This is a genomic window from Kiloniellales bacterium (assembly GCA_030066685.1).
Taxonomy (GTDB): domain Bacteria; phylum Pseudomonadota; class Alphaproteobacteria; order Kiloniellales; family JAKSBE01; genus JAKSBE01.
Genome location: JASJBF010000053.1, coordinates 1 through 19,107 on the forward strand (window position 1 = coordinate 1; position 19,107 = coordinate 19,107).

Annotated in this window: 16 protein-coding genes; 12 read left to right on the forward strand and 4 right to left on the reverse strand. The window is 70.8% G+C overall.

Going from position 1 to position 19,107, the window contains the following annotated elements:
• The coding region (locus QNJ30_25850; protein MDJ0946888.1) for an enoyl-CoA hydratase-related protein at window positions 1-594 on the forward strand (594 nt) is incomplete at its 5' end.
• A 103-nt stretch (window positions 595-697) separates the two neighbouring features.
• On the forward strand, window positions 698-1,810 hold the full coding sequence (locus QNJ30_25855) for a hypothetical protein (protein ID MDJ0946889.1): 1,113 nt from the start codon (window positions 698-700) through the stop codon (window positions 1,808-1,810).
• 26 nt (window positions 1,811-1,836) lie between these two features.
• Here the strand turns inward: QNJ30_25855 and QNJ30_25860 are convergent, their stop codons facing one another.
• Window positions 1,837-2,559, reverse strand: a complete 723-nt coding sequence (locus QNJ30_25860) for a TIGR04283 family arsenosugar biosynthesis glycosyltransferase (protein ID MDJ0946890.1) — start codon at window positions 2,557-2,559, stop codon at window positions 1,837-1,839.
• A 311-nt stretch (window positions 2,560-2,870) separates the two neighbouring features.
• Between QNJ30_25860 and QNJ30_25865 the strand changes: the two genes are divergently transcribed.
• Both QNJ30_25865 and QNJ30_25870 read left to right on the forward strand, forming a co-directional pair.
• Window positions 2,871-3,227 carry a DUF488 domain-containing protein gene (locus tag QNJ30_25865; protein ID MDJ0946891.1) on the forward strand — a complete coding sequence of 119 codons (357 nt, stop codon included), beginning with the start codon at window positions 2,871-2,873 and terminating at the stop codon, window positions 3,225-3,227.
• A gap of 88 nt (window positions 3,228-3,315) precedes the next feature.
• The gene (locus tag QNJ30_25870; GenBank protein ID MDJ0946892.1) at window positions 3,316-4,359 is read left to right on the forward strand and encodes a proline racemase family protein; all 1,044 of its coding nucleotides are present in this window, start codon (window positions 3,316-3,318) and stop codon (window positions 4,357-4,359) included.
• Here the strand turns inward: QNJ30_25870 and QNJ30_25875 are convergent.
• Window positions 4,356-4,772: a PaaI family thioesterase gene (locus tag QNJ30_25875; protein ID MDJ0946893.1), complete on the reverse strand. Its 417-nt coding sequence runs from the start codon at window positions 4,770-4,772 to the stop codon at window positions 4,356-4,358. The two genes, QNJ30_25870 and QNJ30_25875, sit on opposite strands and share 4 nt — an antisense overlap.
• Before the next feature lie 164 nt (window positions 4,773-4,936).
• Here QNJ30_25875 and QNJ30_25880 point away from each other — a divergent pair, with 164 nt between their 5' ends.
• The 7 genes from QNJ30_25880 (at window position 4,937) to putA (ending at window position 17,164) form a co-directional block, all read left to right on the forward strand.
• Window positions 4,937-5,743 carry a hypothetical protein gene (locus QNJ30_25880; protein ID MDJ0946894.1) on the forward strand — a complete coding sequence of 269 codons (807 nt, stop codon included), beginning with the start codon at window positions 4,937-4,939 and terminating at the stop codon, window positions 5,741-5,743.
• Complete coding sequence (locus QNJ30_25885) at window positions 5,673-7,328, forward strand: DNA polymerase Y family protein (protein ID MDJ0946895.1); 1,656 nt, start codon at window positions 5,673-5,675, stop codon at window positions 7,326-7,328. The genes QNJ30_25880 and QNJ30_25885 overlap by 71 nt, the downstream gene beginning before the upstream one ends.
• A 30-nt stretch (window positions 7,329-7,358) precedes the next feature.
• Complete coding sequence (locus QNJ30_25890; GenBank protein ID MDJ0946896.1) at window positions 7,359-10,616, forward strand: error-prone DNA polymerase; 3,258 nt, start codon at window positions 7,359-7,361, stop codon at window positions 10,614-10,616.
• 38 nt (window positions 10,617-10,654) lie between these two features.
• Complete coding sequence (locus QNJ30_25895) at window positions 10,655-11,245, forward strand: DNA-3-methyladenine glycosylase I (protein ID MDJ0946897.1); 591 nt, start codon at window positions 10,655-10,657, stop codon at window positions 11,243-11,245.
• An 81-nt stretch (window positions 11,246-11,326) separates the two neighbouring features.
• Window positions 11,327-11,971, forward strand: coding sequence for a heme-binding protein (locus QNJ30_25900; protein MDJ0946898.1), 645 nt, complete (start codon window positions 11,327-11,329; stop codon window positions 11,969-11,971).
• A gap of 113 nt (window positions 11,972-12,084) precedes the next feature.
• Window positions 12,085-13,857 carry a hypothetical protein gene (locus QNJ30_25905; protein ID MDJ0946899.1) on the forward strand — a complete coding sequence of 591 codons (1,773 nt, stop codon included), beginning with the start codon at window positions 12,085-12,087 and terminating at the stop codon, window positions 13,855-13,857.
• Between the two features lie 154 nt (window positions 13,858-14,011).
• Window positions 14,012-17,164, forward strand: a complete 3,153-nt coding sequence (gene putA / locus QNJ30_25910) for a bifunctional proline dehydrogenase/L-glutamate gamma-semialdehyde dehydrogenase PutA (GenBank protein ID MDJ0946900.1) — start codon at window positions 14,012-14,014, stop codon at window positions 17,162-17,164.
• A gap of 151 nt (window positions 17,165-17,315) precedes the next feature.
• Here the strand turns inward: putA and QNJ30_25915 are convergent, their stop codons facing one another.
• Window positions 17,316-17,891 carry a helix-turn-helix transcriptional regulator gene (locus tag QNJ30_25915; GenBank protein ID MDJ0946901.1) on the reverse strand — a complete coding sequence of 192 codons (576 nt, stop codon included), beginning with the start codon at window positions 17,889-17,891 and terminating at the stop codon, window positions 17,316-17,318.
• 177 nt (window positions 17,892-18,068) lie between these two features.
• Between QNJ30_25915 and QNJ30_25920 the strand changes: the two genes are divergently transcribed.
• Entirely contained in the window at window positions 18,069-18,548 is a 480-nt protein-coding gene (locus QNJ30_25920; GenBank protein MDJ0946902.1) for a hypothetical protein, read from the forward strand.
• A 163-nt stretch (window positions 18,549-18,711) separates the two neighbouring features.
• Here the strand turns inward: QNJ30_25920 and QNJ30_25925 are convergent, their stop codons facing one another.
• Window positions 18,712-18,882, reverse strand: coding sequence for a hypothetical protein (locus QNJ30_25925; protein ID MDJ0946903.1), 171 nt, complete (start codon window positions 18,880-18,882; stop codon window positions 18,712-18,714).
• Window positions 18,883-19,107 lie beyond the last annotated feature (225 nt).

Sequence of the window (19,107 nt, forward strand, 5' to 3'; positions counted from 1 at the left end):
GCCGGGGCCGACATCGCCGAGTTCCCGGCGCTCCGGGCCTCGGCCGCCCAGGCCAAGGCCTATGCCGAGCGCATGGAGCCGGCTCTGGAGGGTCTGAAGCATTGCCGGCACCCGAGCGTCGCCATGATCCTGGGGGCCTGCAGCGGCGGCGGCCTGGAACTGGCCGCGCTCTGCGACATTCGGATCTGCGGCGAGGGCGCGCGCCTGGGCATCCCGATCAACCGGATCGGCCACGCCTTGCCCTATCCGGGTCTCGAAGCTCTGGTCGCCCTGGTCGGCCGGGCCGGGGCCGCCGAGCTGCTGCTCGAGGGCCGGGTCCTGACCGCCGCCGAGGCCCGGGCCCGCGGCCTGGTCCAGCGGGTCCTGCCCGACGCCGAGGTCGAGGCCGAGGTCCACGCCACCGCGGCGCGGATTGCGGCCGGGGCGCCCCTGGCCGCCCACCTGCACCGGGCCTGCCTGAACCGCCTGGAAGACCCGGCACCGCTCAGCGCCGCCGAGGCCGAGCTGCCCTACAGCGCCTGCGACAGCGCCGACTACCGGGAGGGCATCGAGGCCTTCATGGCCAAGCGCCCGCCGCGCTTCCGGGGCCGCTGATCCGACCGCCCGGGCACGCTTCAAATCCCCGTGAAGTCAGGGTCCGTTAACCGGATTTTGCCCCGATGAGGCTTGAGTGGAGGCCCTTCGAGGAGGAACGGGCATGGCGGAGGTCGGCTCCACGGACTGGCATTCGGTGCGCGTCAAGGTCGACCTCTCGACCCTGCCGCAGACCGTCGACCTTTCGCCCTCGCGTGCCGGGGCGGTCGTCCAGATCGTCTTCGGCACCGCCTGGACCCTCTTCGTCTGGAGCATGGTCACCGAGGTGCGGCAAGACGATCTCCTCGTCCTCGTTTTTGCGGTGCCCTTTTCCCTGATCGGCCTCGGCATGGCCCTGCACGGGCTCGCGACCCTGCGGCGCAAGCGCAGCGTCGTGTTCCGCGGCGACGGCGTCGAGGTCGAGGGCCGGGGCCTCTGGGGCGCGGAGTCCTGGTACCAGCCCTATACGGCCTTCAAGGGCGTCCTGCATCGCGAGGAGGTCGTCAAGACCAAGAACAGCACCACGACCTATCAGATCGTCGAGCTGCTCCACGAAGACCCCAAGCGGTGCGTCCTGCTCTACGTGAAGGCTACGACCGAGCGGCCGCGCGAGCGCTGGGAGGGCTATGCCCGGCGGCTAAAGCTGCCGGCGCTGGAGGCGGGGGCCGACGGCGTGGTCGAGCGCGCCCACGGTGACCTCGACAAGTCGCTGAAAGACCTGGTCGGGGAAGGCAAGATCACCCATGCCTTCGATCCCGAAGCGGCGGCCCCCCGGGGCCTCTACGTCGAGCGCCGCGACGCGGACTCGCTCAAGGTCGTGATCACGGCGGGCCGCTATCCGATCTGGTTCCTGGCGCTCTTCATGCTCGCCGGGGCGGCCATGATGGTTGGAGCCTTCTTCAACGAGCAGAACCCCGTCGTCCTCTTCGGCGCCGGCCTGCTGTTCGGCGGCCTGCCAGGCTACATGCTGGTCCGGGACCGGGCCGCCCGCCGCGAGATCAGCCTGGACCGCCGCCGCCTTACCGTGACCGACGCCCTGCGGCTGAACCGCCACAGCCGGGACGGACTGATGCTGGACGAGATCGAATCGATCGCCATCCGCCCGGCCCGCGGAAATTCCGGGCGCGAGCTGGTGATCGCCAGCGACCGCGGTCCGATCCACGTCGGCCTGGGCCTGTCGAAGGAAGCCCTGGCCTGGCTCAAGGACTTCATCACCGCCGCCATCGCGACAGCCTGAGCCGGTCCGGCCGGCTGGCCGGAGGTTCAAGCTGTGCCCTTGTCTGCCGCCGCCCGCCTCCGGCCCCGGCGGCGCTGCGCTTCGTAGCGCCGGGCTAGCACTTCGGGCGAGATCCCGAGGTGAAACAGCAAGTGGATCTCGATCCAGCCCCAGACGATGGCGACGGGTCGGCGGCCTGCGAAGCGCCGCGACGAAGTGGTCAGGGGCGGCTCCTCGATGCAGCAGGTCCGGCCCTTCTTTTCCAGGCGCCGGGTGAAGTCGTAGTCCTCCATCAGCGCGATCCGGCGGATTCCGCCGATTTCCTCGTAGGCGCTGCGCCGCACGAAGATCGCCGAATCGCCGTAGTAGTAGCCCAGGCTGCGGATCCAGGCGTAGAAGCCGGTCAGCCAGCGGCTGAAGGGCGTGTCGCCGTCGAAGACCAGACGGAAGTTGCCGCCCGGTCGGGCCGGATGGGCGGCCAGGGTCGCGAGGATCTGCGCCAGCCCGCCGGCGGGAAAGCGCGAGTCCGCATGGAGAAAGAGCAGGATCTCGCCCCGCGCGGCCGCGGCACCGGCCGCGAGCTGCCGGCCGCGGCCGGGCGGCGAGGGTAGCACGCGCGCGCCGGCCTCACGGGCCAGGACGTCGGTTCCGTCGTCGCTGCCGCCGTCGACAACGATGACCTCGTGGGCCGGGGCCTCGGCGGCGAGATCCGCCAGGAGGCCCGGCAGGCGCTGCGCCTCGTTCAAGGTCGGCACGACGATCGAGATCATGCCGGGCCTTCCCTGGCGCGCGACGGCCTCTGACCGCTTCAAGTCACTGTGCCTCTGCGGCGGCTTCATCTGCTCTCCGCCGACGACGGCTGTGACGCCCGAAGATCGACTGCTCATGAGAGGTGACATAGACCTGAGCGGAATGCCGGAAAGACACGAATCCCTTGCAGGCTCTTCAAAGTCGCGTGAGTGCCCTGACTACTGCGCCAAGCGGCAACCGGCTTCAGGCATCATTCGAGGCGCCGTGCCCGGTTTCAGGCCGGTCGATATGATGGATATCCGTTTTCCAACTTCGAGCCCTTGGAGGTGTCATGGTCCGGATCAAGCGTGTCTATGCGCCGCCCGCGCCGGAGGACGGCTATCGGGTGCTGGTCGACCGGCTCTGGCCCCGGGGGCTCGCCAAGGAGGCCGCCGCGGTTGCGCTCTGGCTCAAGGAGATCGCGCCTTCGACCGAGCTGCGCAAATGGTTCGGCCATGATCCCGAGCGCTGGCCGGCGTTCACGCGCCGCTACCGGGCGGAGCTGAAGGCTCCCGAGCGGACGGCCGCGCTGGAACACCTGCGCCAGGTTGTGCGAGATCACCAGACGGTGACCCTGCTGTTCGGCGCCCGGGACGAGGCGCTCACCCATGCGGTCCTTCTGCGGGAGCTCCTGACCGGTCCGGACTGAGGTCAGCCGTCGCGCAGCGGCTCTGGCCTTCGCCGCGCCGATGCTCTAAGGAGCTTGAGAGTCGGACGCGGCAAGCGGGATTTCGGCGATGCGCTCAAGCAAAGCGGTCCATGTCATCGGCTGCCACGCCGAGGGCGAGGTCGGCGACGTCGTCGTCGGCGGTGTGGCGCCGCCGCCGGGCGAAACCCTCTGGGCGCAGGCGCGCTGGATCGCCGAGGACGGGCGCCTGCGGGACTTCCTGCTCAACGAGCCGCGCGGCGGCGTGTTCCGCCACGTCAACCTCCTGGTTCCGGCCGTGGACCCGCGAGCCGCCATGGGCTTCATCATCATGGAGCCCATGCACACCCCGCCGATGTCCGGCTCCAACGCGATCTGCGTCGCGACGGTGCTGCTGGACAGCGGGATCCTAGCCATGACTGAGCCGGAGACCCGCTTCCACCTGGAGGCGCCGGGCGGGGTGATCGAGGTCCGGGCGGCCTGCCGCGACGGCAAGGCGGAGCGGATCACGATCCGCAACGTCGCCAGCTTCGTCGGTCGGCTCGACGCGGCGCTGGAGGTCGAGGGCCTGGGCAGCTTGACGGTCGACACCGCCTACGGTGGCGACAGCTTCGTCGTCGTCGACGCGGCGGCCCTGGGCTTCGAATTGACCGCCGCGGAGGCGCGGGATCTGGCCGAGGCCGGCGCCCGGATCACCGCGGCCGCCAACGCGCAGCTCGGTTTCTGGCACCCCGAGAACCCGGATTGGTCGCACATCTCCTTCTGCCTCTTCGCCGGCCCCCTAGGCCGGGAGGACGGTCTCTGGAGCGGCCGCAACGCCTGCTGCATCGATCCCGGCAAGATCGACCGCTCGCCGACCGGGACCGCGCTCTCGGCCCGCATGGCCCTGCTTCACGCCCGCGGCAAGATGAAGTTGGGCGAGGGCTTCCGCGCCCGCTCGATCATCGACTCCCGCTTCGAGGGCCGGATCGAGGCCGAGACCAGCCTCGGCGGCCGCCCGGCTATCCTGCCCTCGATCTCTGGGCGGGCCTGGATCACCGGCAGCCACCAGTACCTGCTCGACCCCGACGATCCCTGGCCTGCCGGCTACCGCCTGTCGGACACCTGGCCGATGCCGCGGAAGCCGAAGCCTTAACCGGCCTCGGGCTCGCTGCCGCGGCGGTACTTGAAGACGCCGCTGCCCTCGGCGACCGGGCGGCCCTCCTGGTTGACGACCTTGCAGTCGCAGAAGAAAAGCTGCCGGCCGCCGCCGGTCCGGCGCGCCTCGGCGGTCAGATGGTCGCCTTCGCGGACCGGGCCCAGGAAGTGGCAGGTCAGCGAGACGGTCATGGCCCGGCGCGGCCGTGCCGGATCCGGGCTGTAGCAGCCGCAGTAGCCGCAGGCGGAATCGATCAGGGTGGTCATGACGCCGCCGTGCAGGACCCCGCTGCGGTTGAGGTGCTCTTCCCGGATCTCCAGGCTGACCTCGGCGTGGTCGTCCCGCCAGGCGGTGACCCGGTAGCCGACCAGCTGGGCGAAGCGGCCCTGGTAGAGGTCTTGGCTCGACATGCCCGCAGGCTGCCCGAGGCGGGCCCGACTTGTCCAGGGACCTGGGCGGAGCGCCGGGGCAGGCTCCGTAACTTGACTCCGGCAGGCGGGCTTTGTAGAACAAACATAGAACAGAACAAAAGCGGAACATCATGCCGTCGGGGCCGGAAAATTGCGAAGCGGAGTTGCCGGAAGACTGCGAAGCTTGGGGGCTCGAGGCGCTGCGGGCGCGGATCCGCCTGCTCGAGCGTGGCGCCGGCCGGGCGGCGTGCGACGGCCTCGCCCTGGGCCTGCCTGCCCTGGACGCCGCGCTGCCGGCCGGCGGCCTGCCCCTGGCCGCCTTGCACGAGATCGCGCCGGGCAGGCCGGACTGGGACGACGGTCCCGTGACCGGCTTCTGCCTGGCCCTGCTGGTCCGGCTCGCCGCCCGCCGACCGGGGCCGGTGCTCTGGCTGGCCTCGAGCGGCGATCTCTACGCTCCCGGGCTGGCGGCCTTCGGCTTCGATCCGAGCCGCCTGATCGAGGGCCGGGCCAGGGGCGATGGCGAGGTCCTCTGGGCCATGGAGGAGGGTCTGCGCTCGGGCGCCCTGGCCGCGGTGGTGGCGGAGGTCGCCGAGCTCGAGGCCACCGCCGCCCGGCGCCTGCAGCTGGCGGCGGAATCCGGCGGACTTCCGGCCTTTCTGCTGCGCCGCTGGAGCCGGCCGGGGGCCGCGGCGCCGATCGCGGCGGCGACCCGCTGGCGGGTTTCGGCGCTGCCGGCCGACAGTTCTGCCCTGCCGGACAGCGGCATCGCCGAGCCGCGGCCGCGCTGGCGGGTCGAGCTCCTGCGCTGCCGGGCCGGACGACCGGGAAACTTTCTGATGGAGTGGGATCATGCGACGGGTGATTTCAGTCTGGTTGCCCCGTTTTGCGACCGACCGGGTGAGGCAGAGGGAAATCCGGGGGCAGGGGTCCCGGGGCGAGGCGCCGCGCAAGCCCGCCGGGCCGGCTAGGCCCCGGGTCCTGCTGCGCCAGGAGCGCGGCTGCCTACTGCTGGCGGCGGTCGACGCCCGGGCCGCGGCGGCCGGGCTGGCGCCGGGGCTGCCCCTGGCCGATGCCCGGGCGATCCGGCCCGACCTGGAGACCGCCGAGCACGATCCCGCGGCCGACCTCCGGGCCCTCTCGGCCCTGGCCGCCTGGTGCGGCCGTTTCACCCCCTGGATCGCCCCCGACCGCAGCGGCTGCGACGGCGGCGGGGCGGCCGGCCTGCTGCTCGACGTGACCGGCTGCGCCCATCTCTTCGGCGGCGAGGACGCCCTGCTGGCGGCCCTGGTCGCCGGCCTGGAAAGCCAGGGCTATACCGCCCGCGCCGCCCTGGCCGACACCCCGGGCCTGGCCTGGGCGGTCGCCCGTTTCGGCCCGTCCGAAGGCACCGGCCGCGTCGTCCCGCCCGGCGCGGCCGAAGCGGCCCTGGCCGAATTGCCGGTCGCGGCGCTGCGCCTGGGCCCCGGCCAGGTCGAACTGCTGGAGCGCCTCGGCCTGCGGCGGGTCGGCGACCTCTACGATCTGCCCGCCGGCAGCCTGGCGCGGCGCTTCGGGCCCATGGTCGCGCACCGCCTGGCCCAGGCCCTGGGCCGGGCGCGCGAGGCGATCTCGCCCCTGACCCCGGTGCCGCCCTTCGTCGAACGCCTGGCCCTGCCGGAGCCGAGCGACGCGCCCGAGGCCATCGCGCTGGGCCTGGAGGCCCTAATCCTGGCGCTCTGCCGCCGCCTGGAGGAACGCGGCCAGGGCGCGCGGCGCCTGGTCTTCACCCTCTACCGGGCCGACGGCAGCCTGAATCGCCTGAGGCTCGGCACCAGCCGGCCGAGCCGCGAGCCCCAGCACCTCAAGCGGCTCTTCGCCCAGCGCCTGGAGCGGGTCGATCCCGGCTTCGGGGTCGAGGTCATGACCCTGGCCGCCACGGCGGCCGAGCCGCTCACCGCCCTGCAGAGCGTCCTGCCCTGCGCCGCCGGCCTATCGGCCCGGGGTGCGGTGGTCCCGAAGGCCGAGCCCCCGGCTTTCGGGACCGCGCTCTGCCCGGACCGGACGCGCGAAGCGGCCCCGGCCTCGGAGGCGCCCGCTCTCCAGGCGGCCCCACCCGTGGCGCCCCCTCCCGAAGCTTTGGGCGAGGTGGTCGACCGCCTGGTGAACCGCCTGGGCGCCGCCCAGGTCGCCCGGCAAGCGCCGCGCGAGAGCCATGTCCCCGAGCGGGCGGTGGCCGCGGCGCCGCCAGTGGAAGCGCCGGCCGCGGCCCCGACCGCAGCCTGGCGGCGCCCGGCGCGGCCCCGGCCGCTGCGGCTCCTGTCGCGGGCCCAGCCGATCGAGGCCCTGGCGCTGCTGCCCGACCATCCGCCGGCCCAGTTCCGCTGGCGCCGGCTGCTGCACCGGGTCGCCGCCGCCGAGGGGCCGGAGCGGCTGAGCCCGGAATGGTGGCATCCCGAGCCGGACAAGGCGGCCGAGCCGGCCCGCGACTACTTCCGGGTCGAGGACGACGACGGCCGCCGCTACTGGGTCTACCGGGCCGAGGGGCGCTGGTACCTGCACGGCCTCTTCGCCTGAGGGTCTGGGCGTGAGCACGGTCACCCGGAAATGAATGGAGCAGCGGGCTACGCCGAGCTCGAGGTCACGACCAACTACAGCTTCCTGCGCGGCGGCTCGCACCCGGAGGAGCTGGCGACCGCCGCCGCAGCCCTGGGCCTGGCCGCCCTCGGGGTCGCCGACCGCAACTCCCTGGCCGGGGTGGTGCGCGCCCACGTCGCCGCCAAGGAGGCCGGCCTGCGCCTGCTGGTCGGCGCCCGCCTGGTGCCCCGGGACGGGCCGGAGATCCTCTGCTATCCCCGCGACCGGGCCGCCTACGGCCGGCTGTCCCGCCTGCTGACCCTGGGCAAGCGCCGGGCCGAGAAGGGCGACTGCCATCTGACCCTGGCCGACATCTTGGCCGCGGCCCCCGGCGGCCCTGGCGGACAAGTCTTCATCGTCCTGCCGCCCGAGGTCCCCGACGCCGCCTTCGCCCGGCAGCTCCGGGCCTTCGCCGGGGAGGTCCCCGCCGGGTCCTGCTACCTGGCCGCCCGGATGCTCTACCGGGGCGACGACCGGCCGCGCCTTGCGCGCCTGGCCGGCCTGGCCCGGGCCGGCGCCGTGCCCCTGGTCGCGACCAACGACGTCCGCCTGCACCATCCCGGGCGCAAGCCCCTGCTCGACCTCGTCACCTGCATCCGCGAACATTGCACCATCGACGAGGCCGGCCTCCGCCTGGAGAGCAACGCCGAGCGGCACCTCAAGCCGCCGGCTGAGATGGCACGGCTGTTCCGCGACCATCCCGAGGCCGTCGCAAGGACCCTGGAGATCGCCGAGGCCTGCCGCTTCTCCCTCGACGAGCTGAAGTACGAGTACCCCGACGAGACCACCAGCGAGGGCCGCAGCCCGCAGGAGGAGCTCGTTCACCTGACCTGGCAGGGCGCCCGGGAGCGCTATCCGCCCGAACGCTTCCCGGAGGGCGTACCCGAGAACGTACGTACGACGGTGACCCACGAGCTGGCGCTGATCGAGGACCTCGGCTACGCGCCCTACTTCCTCACCGTCTACGACCTCGTACGCTTCGCCCGGAGCCGCGGAATCCTCTGCCAGGGCCGGGGCTCCGCCGCCAATTCCTCGGTCTGCTACTGCCTCGGCGTCACCTCGGTCGATCCGGCGCGGGTCGAGCTGCTGTTCGAGCGCTTCGTCAGCGCCGAGCGCAACGAACCGCCGGACATCGATGTCGACTTCGAGCACGAGCGCCGCGAGGAGGTGATCCAGTACGTCTACGACAAGTACGGCCGGGACCGGGCCGGCCTGGCGGCGACGGTGATCTGCTACCGCAGCCGCGGCGCGATCCGCGAGGCCGGCAAGGCCATGGGGCTCTCCGCCGACACGGTCTCGGCCCTGGCCGGCACGGTCTGGGGCTGGAGCGAGCAGGCCATCGACGAGGCCCGGATCCGCGAGCTGGGCCTCGACCCCGGCGACCGCCGCCTGCGCCAGACCCTGGAACTGACCCGCGAGCTGATCGGCTTCCCCCGCCACCTCTCGCAGCACGTCGGCGGCTTCGTCATGACCCGCGGCCCGCTGTCCGAGGTGGTGCCGATCGAGAACGCCGCCATGCCGGACCGCACGGTGATCGAGTGGGACAAGGACGACCTCGACGCCCTGGGCATCCTCAAGGTCGACGTCCTGGCCCTCGGCATGCTGACCTGCCTGCGCAAGGGCTTCGACCTCATGGCGCGGCACCTCGGCCAGCACCACGACCTGGCCAGCATCCCGGCCGAGGACCCGGCGGTCTACGACATGCTCTGCAAGGCGGATTCCCTCGGCGTGTTCCAGGTCGAGAGCCGAGCCCAGATGACCATGCTGCCCCGGCTCAAGCCACGCAGCTTCTACGACCTGGTGATCGAGGTCGCGATCGTCCGCCCGGGGCCGATCCAGGGCGACATGGTCCACCCCTACCTGCGCCGCCGCAACGGCCAGGAGCCGGTCACCTATCCCTCCGAGGAGCTGGCCCAGGTCCTGGGCCGGACCCTGGGCGTGCCCCTGTTCCAGGAGCAGGCGATGAAGATCGCCATCGTCGCCGCCGGGTTCTCGCCCTCGGAGGCCGACCGCCTGCGCCGCGCCATGGCGACCTTCCGCCACGTCGGGACCATTCACACCTTCCGCGACAAGTTCATCGAGGGCATGGCCGCGCGCGGCTACGAGCGCGACTTCGCCGAGCGCTGCTTCAGGCAGATCGAGGGCTTCGGCACCTACGGCTTCCCGGAGAGCCACGCCGCCAGCTTCGCCCTGCTGGTCTACGTCTCCTCCTGGCTCAAGTGCCACCATCCGGCGGTCTTCGCCTGCGCCCTGCTGAACAGCCAGCCCATGGGCTTCTACGCCCCGGCGCAGATCGTCCGCGACGCCCGCGAGCACGGGGTCGAGGTCCGCCCGCTCGACGTCAATCTCAGCGACTGGGACTGCACCCTGGAGCCCTCGGCGGGTGCCGGCGGCTTGGCCCTGCGCCTGGGGCTCCGGCAGGCCAAGGGCCTGGCCGAGGCCGAGGGCCAGGCCCTGGTCGCGGCCCGGGGCAACGGCTACGCCGATCCCCTGCAGCTCTGGCGCCGCAGCCGGCTCAAGACCCGCGCGCTGGAGGCCCTGGCCCGGGCCGACGCCTTCCGCTCCCAGGGTCTCGACCGCCGCGCCGCGCTCTGGGCGGTCAAGGGCCTGCCCGAGGCCGCGCCCCTGCCGCTCTTCGCCGCGGCCGGGGAGGAGGAGCAGGGCGAGGAGCCGGCCGTCGCCCTGCCGGCCATGGGCCTGCCCGAGCAGGTGGTCGACGACTACCGCAGCCTGCGCCTCTCCCTGAAGGCGCATCCGGTCTCCTTCCTGCGCGAGCGGCTGGCGGCGGAGGGCGTGATCCCCAACGCCCGCCTGGCCGAGCTGGCCGACGGCGCCCGGGTCAAGGTCTCAGGCCTGGTCCTGGTCCGCCAGCGCCCGGGGACGGCCAGCGGGGTCATCTTCGCGACCCTGGAGGACGAGGGCGGGATCGCCAACACCGTCATCTGGCCCAAGGTCTTCCAGCGCTTCCGGGCCATCGTCATGGGCGCCAGCCTGGTCGCGGTCGAGGGCAAGCTGCAGAAGGAGGGCCTGGTGATCCACGTCATCGCCGACCGCCTGATCGACAAGACCGCCTGGCTCGCCGACCTGGCGACCCCGGCGCGCGACCTCTTCGATCCGCCCTACGCCCGGGCCGACGAGGTCAAGCGCCCCGGCCGCGATCCGCGGAACAGCGAGCTCGGCCGGCATCCCCGCAACCTGCGCCTGTTCCGCTCCCGGGACTTCCATTGACCGCCCGGGACCACGACACTCACCTGGAGGAGACTTGCATGACGCGTTGCAGCTGGGCCGAGAAGAACGATCTCGAGCGGGACTACCACGACCGGGAGTGGGGCCTGCCGGTCACCGACGACCGGCGCCACTTCGAGATGATCATCCTGGAGGGCGCCCAGTCCGGGCTCAGCTGGCTGACCATCCTGGCCAAGCGGGAGGGCTACCGGCGCGCCTTCGCCGGCTTCGACGCCGCCAAGGTGGCCCGCTTCAGCGACTTCAAGCAGGAGCAGATCCTCGACAACGCCGAGATCGTCCGCCACCGGGGCAAGGTCGCCGCGACGGTCAAGAACGCCAAGGGCTTCCTGGCGATCCAGGAGGAGTTCGGCTCCTTCAACGCCTACATCTGGCGCTTCGTCGACGGCCTGCCGGTCAACAACGGCTGGCGGACCACCGCCGAGGTCCCGGCGGCGACGCCGCTCTCCGAGCGGATCGGCAAGGACCTCAAGGCGCGCGGCTTCTCCTTCGTCGGCCCGACCACCGTCTATTCCTACCTCCAGGCGGTCGGGATCGTGAACGACCACCTGCACGACTGCTTCCGCTACCAGGCGGTGCTCGAGGCCCAGGCGGCCTTGGGAGTCGTGGTCTGAGCGGGGCGGCGCAATCCGCCGCCGCCCCGACGACGTATTTACCCCATGACCGAAATCATGCGTCCGACCAGGAGTGACCGCATGCTGCGCTGGGCCGTCCTACTCTCCGGCACGATCTTGCTGACCGGATGCTCCGTCTTCGGCATCCGCTCGGGCACCGAGCAGCCTTCTTACGAGGTGGTCGCGGAGCTGGGCGAAGCGGTCGAGGTGCGCCGCTACGGCCCGCGGCTGGCCGCCGAAGTCGACGTCGAGGCGAGCGACGACGGCGATGCGAGGAACGCCGCCTTCCGGATTCTCGCCGCCTACATCTTCGGTGCCAACCGCGCGCAACAGGAAATCGCCATGACCGCCCCCGTCGAGGTTTCCGCCGAGTCCGAGGGCGGAAAGATCGCGATGACCGCCCCGGTCGAGACGACGTCGGGCGAGGGCGGCCGCCTGACCATGCGTTTCTTCCTGCCGGCCGGCCTGACCGAGGCGACCGCGCCGGCTCCCGAGGATCCCCGGGTGCGGATCCTGACCGTGCCGGGCCAGACTCTGGCGGTCCGCCGCTTCACCGGCCGGCGCGGCGCGGCTGCGGTCGATACCCAGGAAATCGCCCTGCGCAAGGTTCTGAACACCACCTCCTGGCGTCCCGATGGCGAGACGATCGCCTTCTTCTACGACCCGCCCTGGACTCTCCTCTTCCTGCGCCGCAACGAGGTCGCCCTGCCTGTCGCAGAGGGCTGAAAAGCAAGATTTTTGCTCTGATGACGCCTTAGGCGGCCAAGGAAGCGCCGCCTTCCGGCACCTCAACCCGTGGTAGGAAAAAGCTTAAGGAGCGGTGCTAGCCTTCTCGGGCTATGAAGCTGCCCCTGCCGACGATCGAGAGAATCTGTATCGGCCTGATCCTGGCCGTGATCGCCCTGCGCCTCTGGCACCCCGGCGGCGAAGTCGCGCCGAACCAAGCCGCGCGGGTCGAGGCCGCGTCAAGCTGTGCCGAGGCGCCGACCGTGAGCTGCCTGCTCGCGCGGGCGCGAGAGGCTGCGGACGAGATCGAAGTCGAAAAACACCGCCGCGAGGTTGAGTGCACGATCGCGACGGCCGTCGGGCGTGCCGGCATGGCCGAGGAGGCGATCGCCATCCTAGAGGAGCCAAACATCGCTTGGCGCTGCCTTTTCAACCTGCGGGAGGTCATCTTCGATGGGTTGCGGAAAGCCGGCGACAGGCAAGCGATCAGGCAGGTTCTCTCGTCGGTCGGCCGGGACCTCGAACGCCTCGACCGCCGCTGGCTCTTCATCCTCGCCCGGAACTGGATCGAGATCGGTGAAATCGAGCGCGGATTGTCCGTCTTGGATCGGGCATTGGCGAAAGAGCAGGAAGAACGCAAGGCCTGCCTCGAAGAGCGTTCCGACAGGGGCCGATCGCACTGCAAGCGCGCGAACTACGACGCGATATCGACGCAGTCGATCGTTGCCGCGCTTTTCATTGCCGGCCGGCACTCAGAGGGCCAGAGAATCTTGGCGACCCAGGAGACGCCCGGCTGGCAGATCCAGACCCTGAAGGAGACTGCGAAGCGGGCGGTCCTCCAAGCGGACGCACGTCTGGGCGGCTGGGCTTTGCGGCGGGTCCTTACCCTGACGGCTGGGCTCTCGGACAGCGACCTGCAGCTGCTTCACCTGAAGGACGTCTACAATCTGGCCGGGGATCTTGGTCGAGAGGATATCGCTTCGAACGCGCTGCAAAGTCATCGGGCGCTGGCGGCGAGCTGGGTGTCGGCCACTCCCGCCGTCGACCCCCTGATCAGGCTTGCCAGATTGGAAGCCAAGGCGGGCCATCGTGAACGCGCTCGCAACACCCTCCGACAGGCTTTCGACATCGCCGTCGGGTTGCCGCGGAGCCCGGACCGCCGGCCGCCTGGCATCGGAGGAGTTCGCGGGTTCGCGCCTTTGCTGTTGCAGGACGAAGATCCGGAGCCGCCCGACTTGCCACCCCTGCCGCGAAACCCCAGACGGGAAGCGCTGGGAGAAATCGCATCGGAGCTGGGCCGACAGGGCTTCCTGGAGGATCTGCGCGAGGTCCTCGCTGCCTACGCAGAAGAAGTCCACAGCCTCGAGCACCCGCTTCATCGGGCCGAAACCCTGGTCTACCTTGCCGCCAAGACCAGACGCTTGAGCGAGGCCCGTGCCAGAGAGCTCCTGCTCGAAGCCAAGGCCTTCATCGATGGACAAGCGAGCCAGGAAAAACGCCGTCAGGCTGTCGAGGACCTGGCGTCCTCCGTCTACGGGAGCTTCGGGTTCGAAACCATGGAAGAGATCTTCGGCCAAGACATAGCGCAGCAGCATCAAGGCAAACGGTTCTTCTGGCCCGGGCTTAAGGCCGTCAGGGACGGGCGTTACGCGGAAGCGCTCGACCATGCCGAGCGGCTGACCGATATCTTGGAGAGATTCCGGGTTGCCTCCAGGGCTTTCGTGAAGCTGAGTGCCGGTGTCCAAGGTGTCGAGCAAAGGTCATTGCTCGACCGCGCGACCGAAGTAATGCAAGAAGCGATCCGCCAGGCCGAGGCCAGCGACGACCGCTACGCTCGCGCTTTGAGCCTGGCCTCCTTCGCTTACGACTTGGCAGAGGCGCAGTAGCTCCGCCCCGATCGTGAGCCTTTCGCGGACTTCTGGGCGCCAGCTCCGACGGTCGCCGTCCGGAATTCCAATGCGGACGGCCCTTCCACCGGATCGGGGCAAGCTTTAGATTGTCGGAGTCCCTGCGGCTCACAGAGGTCCGAAGGCCCCGACCATGCTCATCGATCCTGCACTCGCCGAGGTCTCGCCCCTGCGGCAGGCCTTGCGCGCCGCCTATCACGCCGACGAGACCGAGGTCGTCGAGGCCTTGCTGGCCGAGGCCGAGCTGCCGGCGCCGGCGCGCAGACGAGTCGAGGAGCGCGCGACCCAGCTGGTCGACGAGGTGCGCCGGCGACGCCTGGGCCAGGGCGGCATCGACGCCTTCATGAACGAATACGAGCTGTCCAGCCGCGAGGGCGTGGTCCTGATGTGCCTGGCCGAGGCCCTGCTGCGGGTGCCCGACGCCGACACCGCCGACCGGCTGATCAAGGACAAGCTCGCTGAGGCCGACTGGCAGGCCCACCTCGGGCAGAGCGAGTCGCTCTTCGTCAACGCCTCGACCTGGGCCCTGATGCTGACCGGCCGGGTGATCCGCCTGGACCAGGGCCAGACCGACGACCTCGCCGACGTGCTGCGCCGGGTCGTGGCGCGCAGCGGCGAGCCCGTGATCCGCGGCGCGGTGACCCAGGCCATGCGCATCCTGGGCCGGCAGTTCGTCATGGGCCGGACCATCGAGGAGGCCCTGGAGCGCGCCAAGCCGCTGGAGGCCAAGGGCTACACCTACTCCTACGACATGCTGGGCGAGGCCGCCTACACCCTGGCCGACGCCGAGCGCTACTTCGCATCCTACCGCAGCGCCATCGCCGCCATTGGCAAGGCCGCCCAGGGCAAGGGGCCGATCCTGGCGCCCGGAATCTCGGTCAAGCTCTCGGCCCTGCACCCGCGCTACCTCTTCGCCCAGCGCGACCGGGTCATGGCGGAGCTGGTGCCGCGCCTGAAGCGGCTCGCCGCCGACGCCAAGGCGGCCGACATTGGCCTCACCGTCGACGCCGAGGAGGCCGACCGCCTGGACATTTCCCTCGACGTCATCGAGGCGGTCTCGGTCGATCCGGAGCTGGCCGGCTGGAACGGCTTCGGCCTGGCGGTGCAGGCCTACCTGAAGCGGGGCGCCCCGCTGATCGACTGGTTGGCCGAGATGGCGCATCGGCACGAGCGCCGTCTCATGGTGCGCCTGGTCAAGGGCGCCTACTGGGACACCGAGGTCAAGCGCGCCCAGGAGCAGGGCCTGGCCGGCTATCCAGTCTTCACCAGCAAGGCCTCGACCGACGTCTCCTACCTGGCCTGCGCCAAGAAGCTGCTGGCCGACCCCGAGGCCTTCTACCCCCAGTTCGCCACCCACAACGCGCACAGCCTGGCCACCGTCATGGAGCGGGCCGGCAACAGCGCCGACTACGAGTTCCAGCGCCTCCACGGCATGGGCGAGGCGCTCTACGAGCAGGTCGTGGAGGAGAGCCAGCTGGGCGTGCCCTGCCGCATCTACGCCCCGGTCGGCAGCCACGAGGACCTGCTGGCCTACCTGGTCCGCCGCCTGCTGGAGAACGGCGCCAACACCTCCTTCGTCAACCGCATCCAGGACGAGAAGCTGCCGATCGCCGAGATCGTCGCCGATCCGATCGCCAAGGTCCGCGGCTGGGACAGGATCCCCCATCCCAACATCCCTCTGCCGGCAGACCTTTACGGCGCGGCGCGGCGCAATTCGCGCGGCCTCGATCTCTCCGACGTGCCGGCCCTGGCGGCGCTGGGCACGGCGGCGGCGAAGGCGGCGGCCCAGCCCTGGCAGGCCGGGCCCATCGTCGGCGGGCAGGAGCGCCACGGCGCCGCCCGGGACCTCCACAACCCGGCCGACCGCCGTCAGGTCGTGGGCGAGGTGACCGAGGCCTCGGAAGCCGACATCGAGCGGGCCCTGGCCCTGGCCGCCGAAGCGGCGCCGGCCTGGGACGCCGCCCCGGCCGAGGCCCGCGCGGCCTGCCTGGACCGCGCAGCCGATCTCTACGAGGCGAAGACCGCCGAGTTGGTCGCGCTCTGCATCCGCGAGGCGGGCAAGACGGTCAACGACGCCATCGCCGAGATCCGCGAGGCGGTCGACTTCTGCCGCTACTACGCGCTCAAGGCGCGCGAGGACTTCGCCGCCCCCCTGGCCCTGCCGGGGCCGACCGGGGAGCGCGACGAGCTGGCGCTGCACGGCCGCGGCACCTTCCTTTGCATCTCGCCCTGGAACTTCCCGCTGGCGATCTTCACCGGCCAGGTGACCGCGGCCCTGGCCGCCGGCAACGCGGTGATCGCCAAGCCGGCCGAGCAGACCCCGCTGATCGCCGCCGCCGCCGTGCGCCTGCTGCACGAGGCCGGCGTGCCGGGCGAGGTCCTGCACCTGCTGCCGGGCGACGGCCCCAAGGTCGGCGCGCCCCTGGTCGCCGACCCGCGCATCTCGGGCGTCGCCTTCACCGGCTCGACCGAGGTCGCGCGCCTGATCAACCAGGCCCTGGCCGCGCGCGAGGGCCCGATCGTCCCGCTGATCGCCGAGACCGGCGGCCAGAACGCCATGATCGTCGACTCCACGGCCCTGCCCGAGCAGGTGACCCGCGACGTCATCGCCTCGGCCTTCCAGAGCGCCGGCCAGCGCTGCTCGGCGCTGCGGGTGCTTTTCCTGCAGGACAGCGTCGCCGACCGGATGCTGGAGATGATCTCCGGCGCGCTCCACGAGCTGAAGGTCGGCGACCCGGCCTGGCTCGCGACCGACATCGGCCCGGTGATCGATGGCGAGGCCCAGGCCATGCTCCAGGCCCACGTCAAGCGCATGACCCAGGAGGGCCGTCTGGTCGCCGAGGCGCGCCTCGGCGAGGACTGCGCGGCCGGCACCTTCGTCGCCCCCGCGGCCTTCGAGATCGACGCGCTCAGCCGCCTGCAGCGCGAAGTCTTCGGGCCGATCCTGCACGTGATCCGCTATCCCTCGGACGGCCTGGACCGGGTGATCGAGGCGATCAACGGCACCGGCTATGGCCTGACCCTGGGCATCCACAGCCGGATCGACACGACGGTCGACTACATCCACCGCCGCCTCAGGGTCGGCAACGCCTACGTCAACCGCAACATCATCGGCGCGGTGGTCGGCGTGCAGCCCTTCGGCGGCGAGGGCCTCTCCGGCACCGGCCCCAAGGCCGGCGGCCCGCACTACCTGCACCGCTTCGCCACCGAACGCACCCTCAGCGTCGACACCACCGCCGCCGGCGGCAACGCCTCCCTGATGTCGCTGGAGGAACTGCCGCGCTGACGTGCGTCCAGCCCTTCGAGGACCACCCGAACCCGAAGGCGGTACGGAGCCTGGCGGCGCGCTTCGCGACCGGCTGTCCGGCGACGATCTGCGGATCGGCGGCGCTGGGAGAGGCAAAGGGGCGGCCCCTCAGATCGAGCAGCACCCTCGGTCAGGCCCGCAAGCGCACACCGGGGCCGCCTCCGTCGGGATCGATGAAGGCGATGCCGGCGCCTTCGAGGGCCACGCGGATGGCGGCGAGGTTTTCGCTGGTCGGCGTCCGTGTGGCGCGCTCGTAGTCGGCGAGCGTCGACCGGCCAAGGCCGGCGGCGCGGGCCAGCTCTGTCTGGGACAGCTTCAGGACCGCGCGGGCGGCCCGGCACTGCTCCGGCGAGATCGCCGCCACCGTGCCACCGTGCGCCGGGATGAACTCGGCCCCGCCCTCTTCCAGGCCGGGGCGGCCGGTCCGGTATTGATCAGGTGAGATCGCCGCGTCCTTCGCTCCCTCGACGTTCGGCCCTTTGCGTAACCTCGCGCCCGGCCCGCCGCCGTTGGCAGCGATGAACGCGACCCCGGCGGACTGCAGGGCGGTGCGGATCGCCAGCAGGTTGTTGTAGGTCGGGATTCGGGCGCTCCGTTCGAAATCTGCGATCGTCGACTGTGCGACATGGGCCGACCTGGCGACTTGCGATTGAGAGAGGTTGAGCAGACCTCTGGCGCCCCGACATTGATCGGCGGTTATGGGCAAATCATTTGGTGTCATATTAAATGATTGACTAGACGGGTTCGATCAGTCATCCTATTTGATATTAAATAATTTGTCGGACGGCCTCAACATTCGGCCGGGCGACAAGGACGCGGTGTCGACGGGCCTTCGCGCAGCCCTTGTGCGCCGGAACACAATACAGTCTGTGAGAGTCCGGTCATGGCGGAACCGACCTTTGGCAAGAAACTTCCCCGACGTTCCTTGCTGGCCGGCGGCGCGGCCGCCTCAGGCATATCCGCCGTCGGAGCCTTCCCAGGCCTTGCCACGGGCGCCGATGATGACGCCCGGATCGCTGCCCTTGCCGTTCGCTATCGTCGGGCCAATGCCGCCCTGATCGACTGGATCGACGCGACGGAACGGCGGTGCGGGCCTTTGGCCTACCAGAATCGGCCCGAATACCGGGGCCGCTACGACGAACTTGCCGCGCTCGAGCGGCTTGCCACCGAGGCCTTGGCGCGGGCCCGTCCCGGCGGCCTCGAGGGCCTCGTCCTCAAGCTGCGCCCCGCATTCTATTGCGACACCCTTTACGACGCAGAACCGGACTGCCACGCCGAAATCCTGATCGCCGCCCTCCACGATTTGGAACGACTGGCCGGATACGTCGAGCCCGCCGCGGACACGGGCGTTGGCGCGCGGTGACGAACGGCGGGTCTTCCAGCTGCGGAGAGGGCAGATATCTTGGTTCCGGGCTTTGAATGTGGGCCGCAATCATGACCACGCCAGCGCAGATCGAGATTCGTCATTTCCGTTCCTCAGACGTCGAGTCCTTGCGGCAGCTGATTTGCCAAACAATTGATGTCAGCTATTCAGAGGCCACCCGCCTCGCGCCGTGGCGTTCTTCAAGGAGTTTCACGCCGAAGAGAAGATCATGGAGCGAGGTCGGGTCGGAACCGTTCTCGTTGCGGCGCGGTCCGGCGAACTCATCGCAACAGGAAGCCTGGTCGATCGCGAGATATTCGCGGTCTTTGTCCATCCGAAGCACCAGCAAGCGGGGCTCGGCAAGGCTCTGATGAAAGCCTTGGAGGACCAGGCAAGGGCAAGCGGCGCGAGGTAATCCCCGCTCAGCGTTTCGCTGCCATCCAGGAGGTTCTACCAAGGCCTCGGATACGAGATCGTCCAGGCGTGCTCGAAGGATCTTGGCGACGGGCAACACCTGGACTTCTGGCAGGCCAGGAAGCGGCTCGTCCCTCCCAAACGA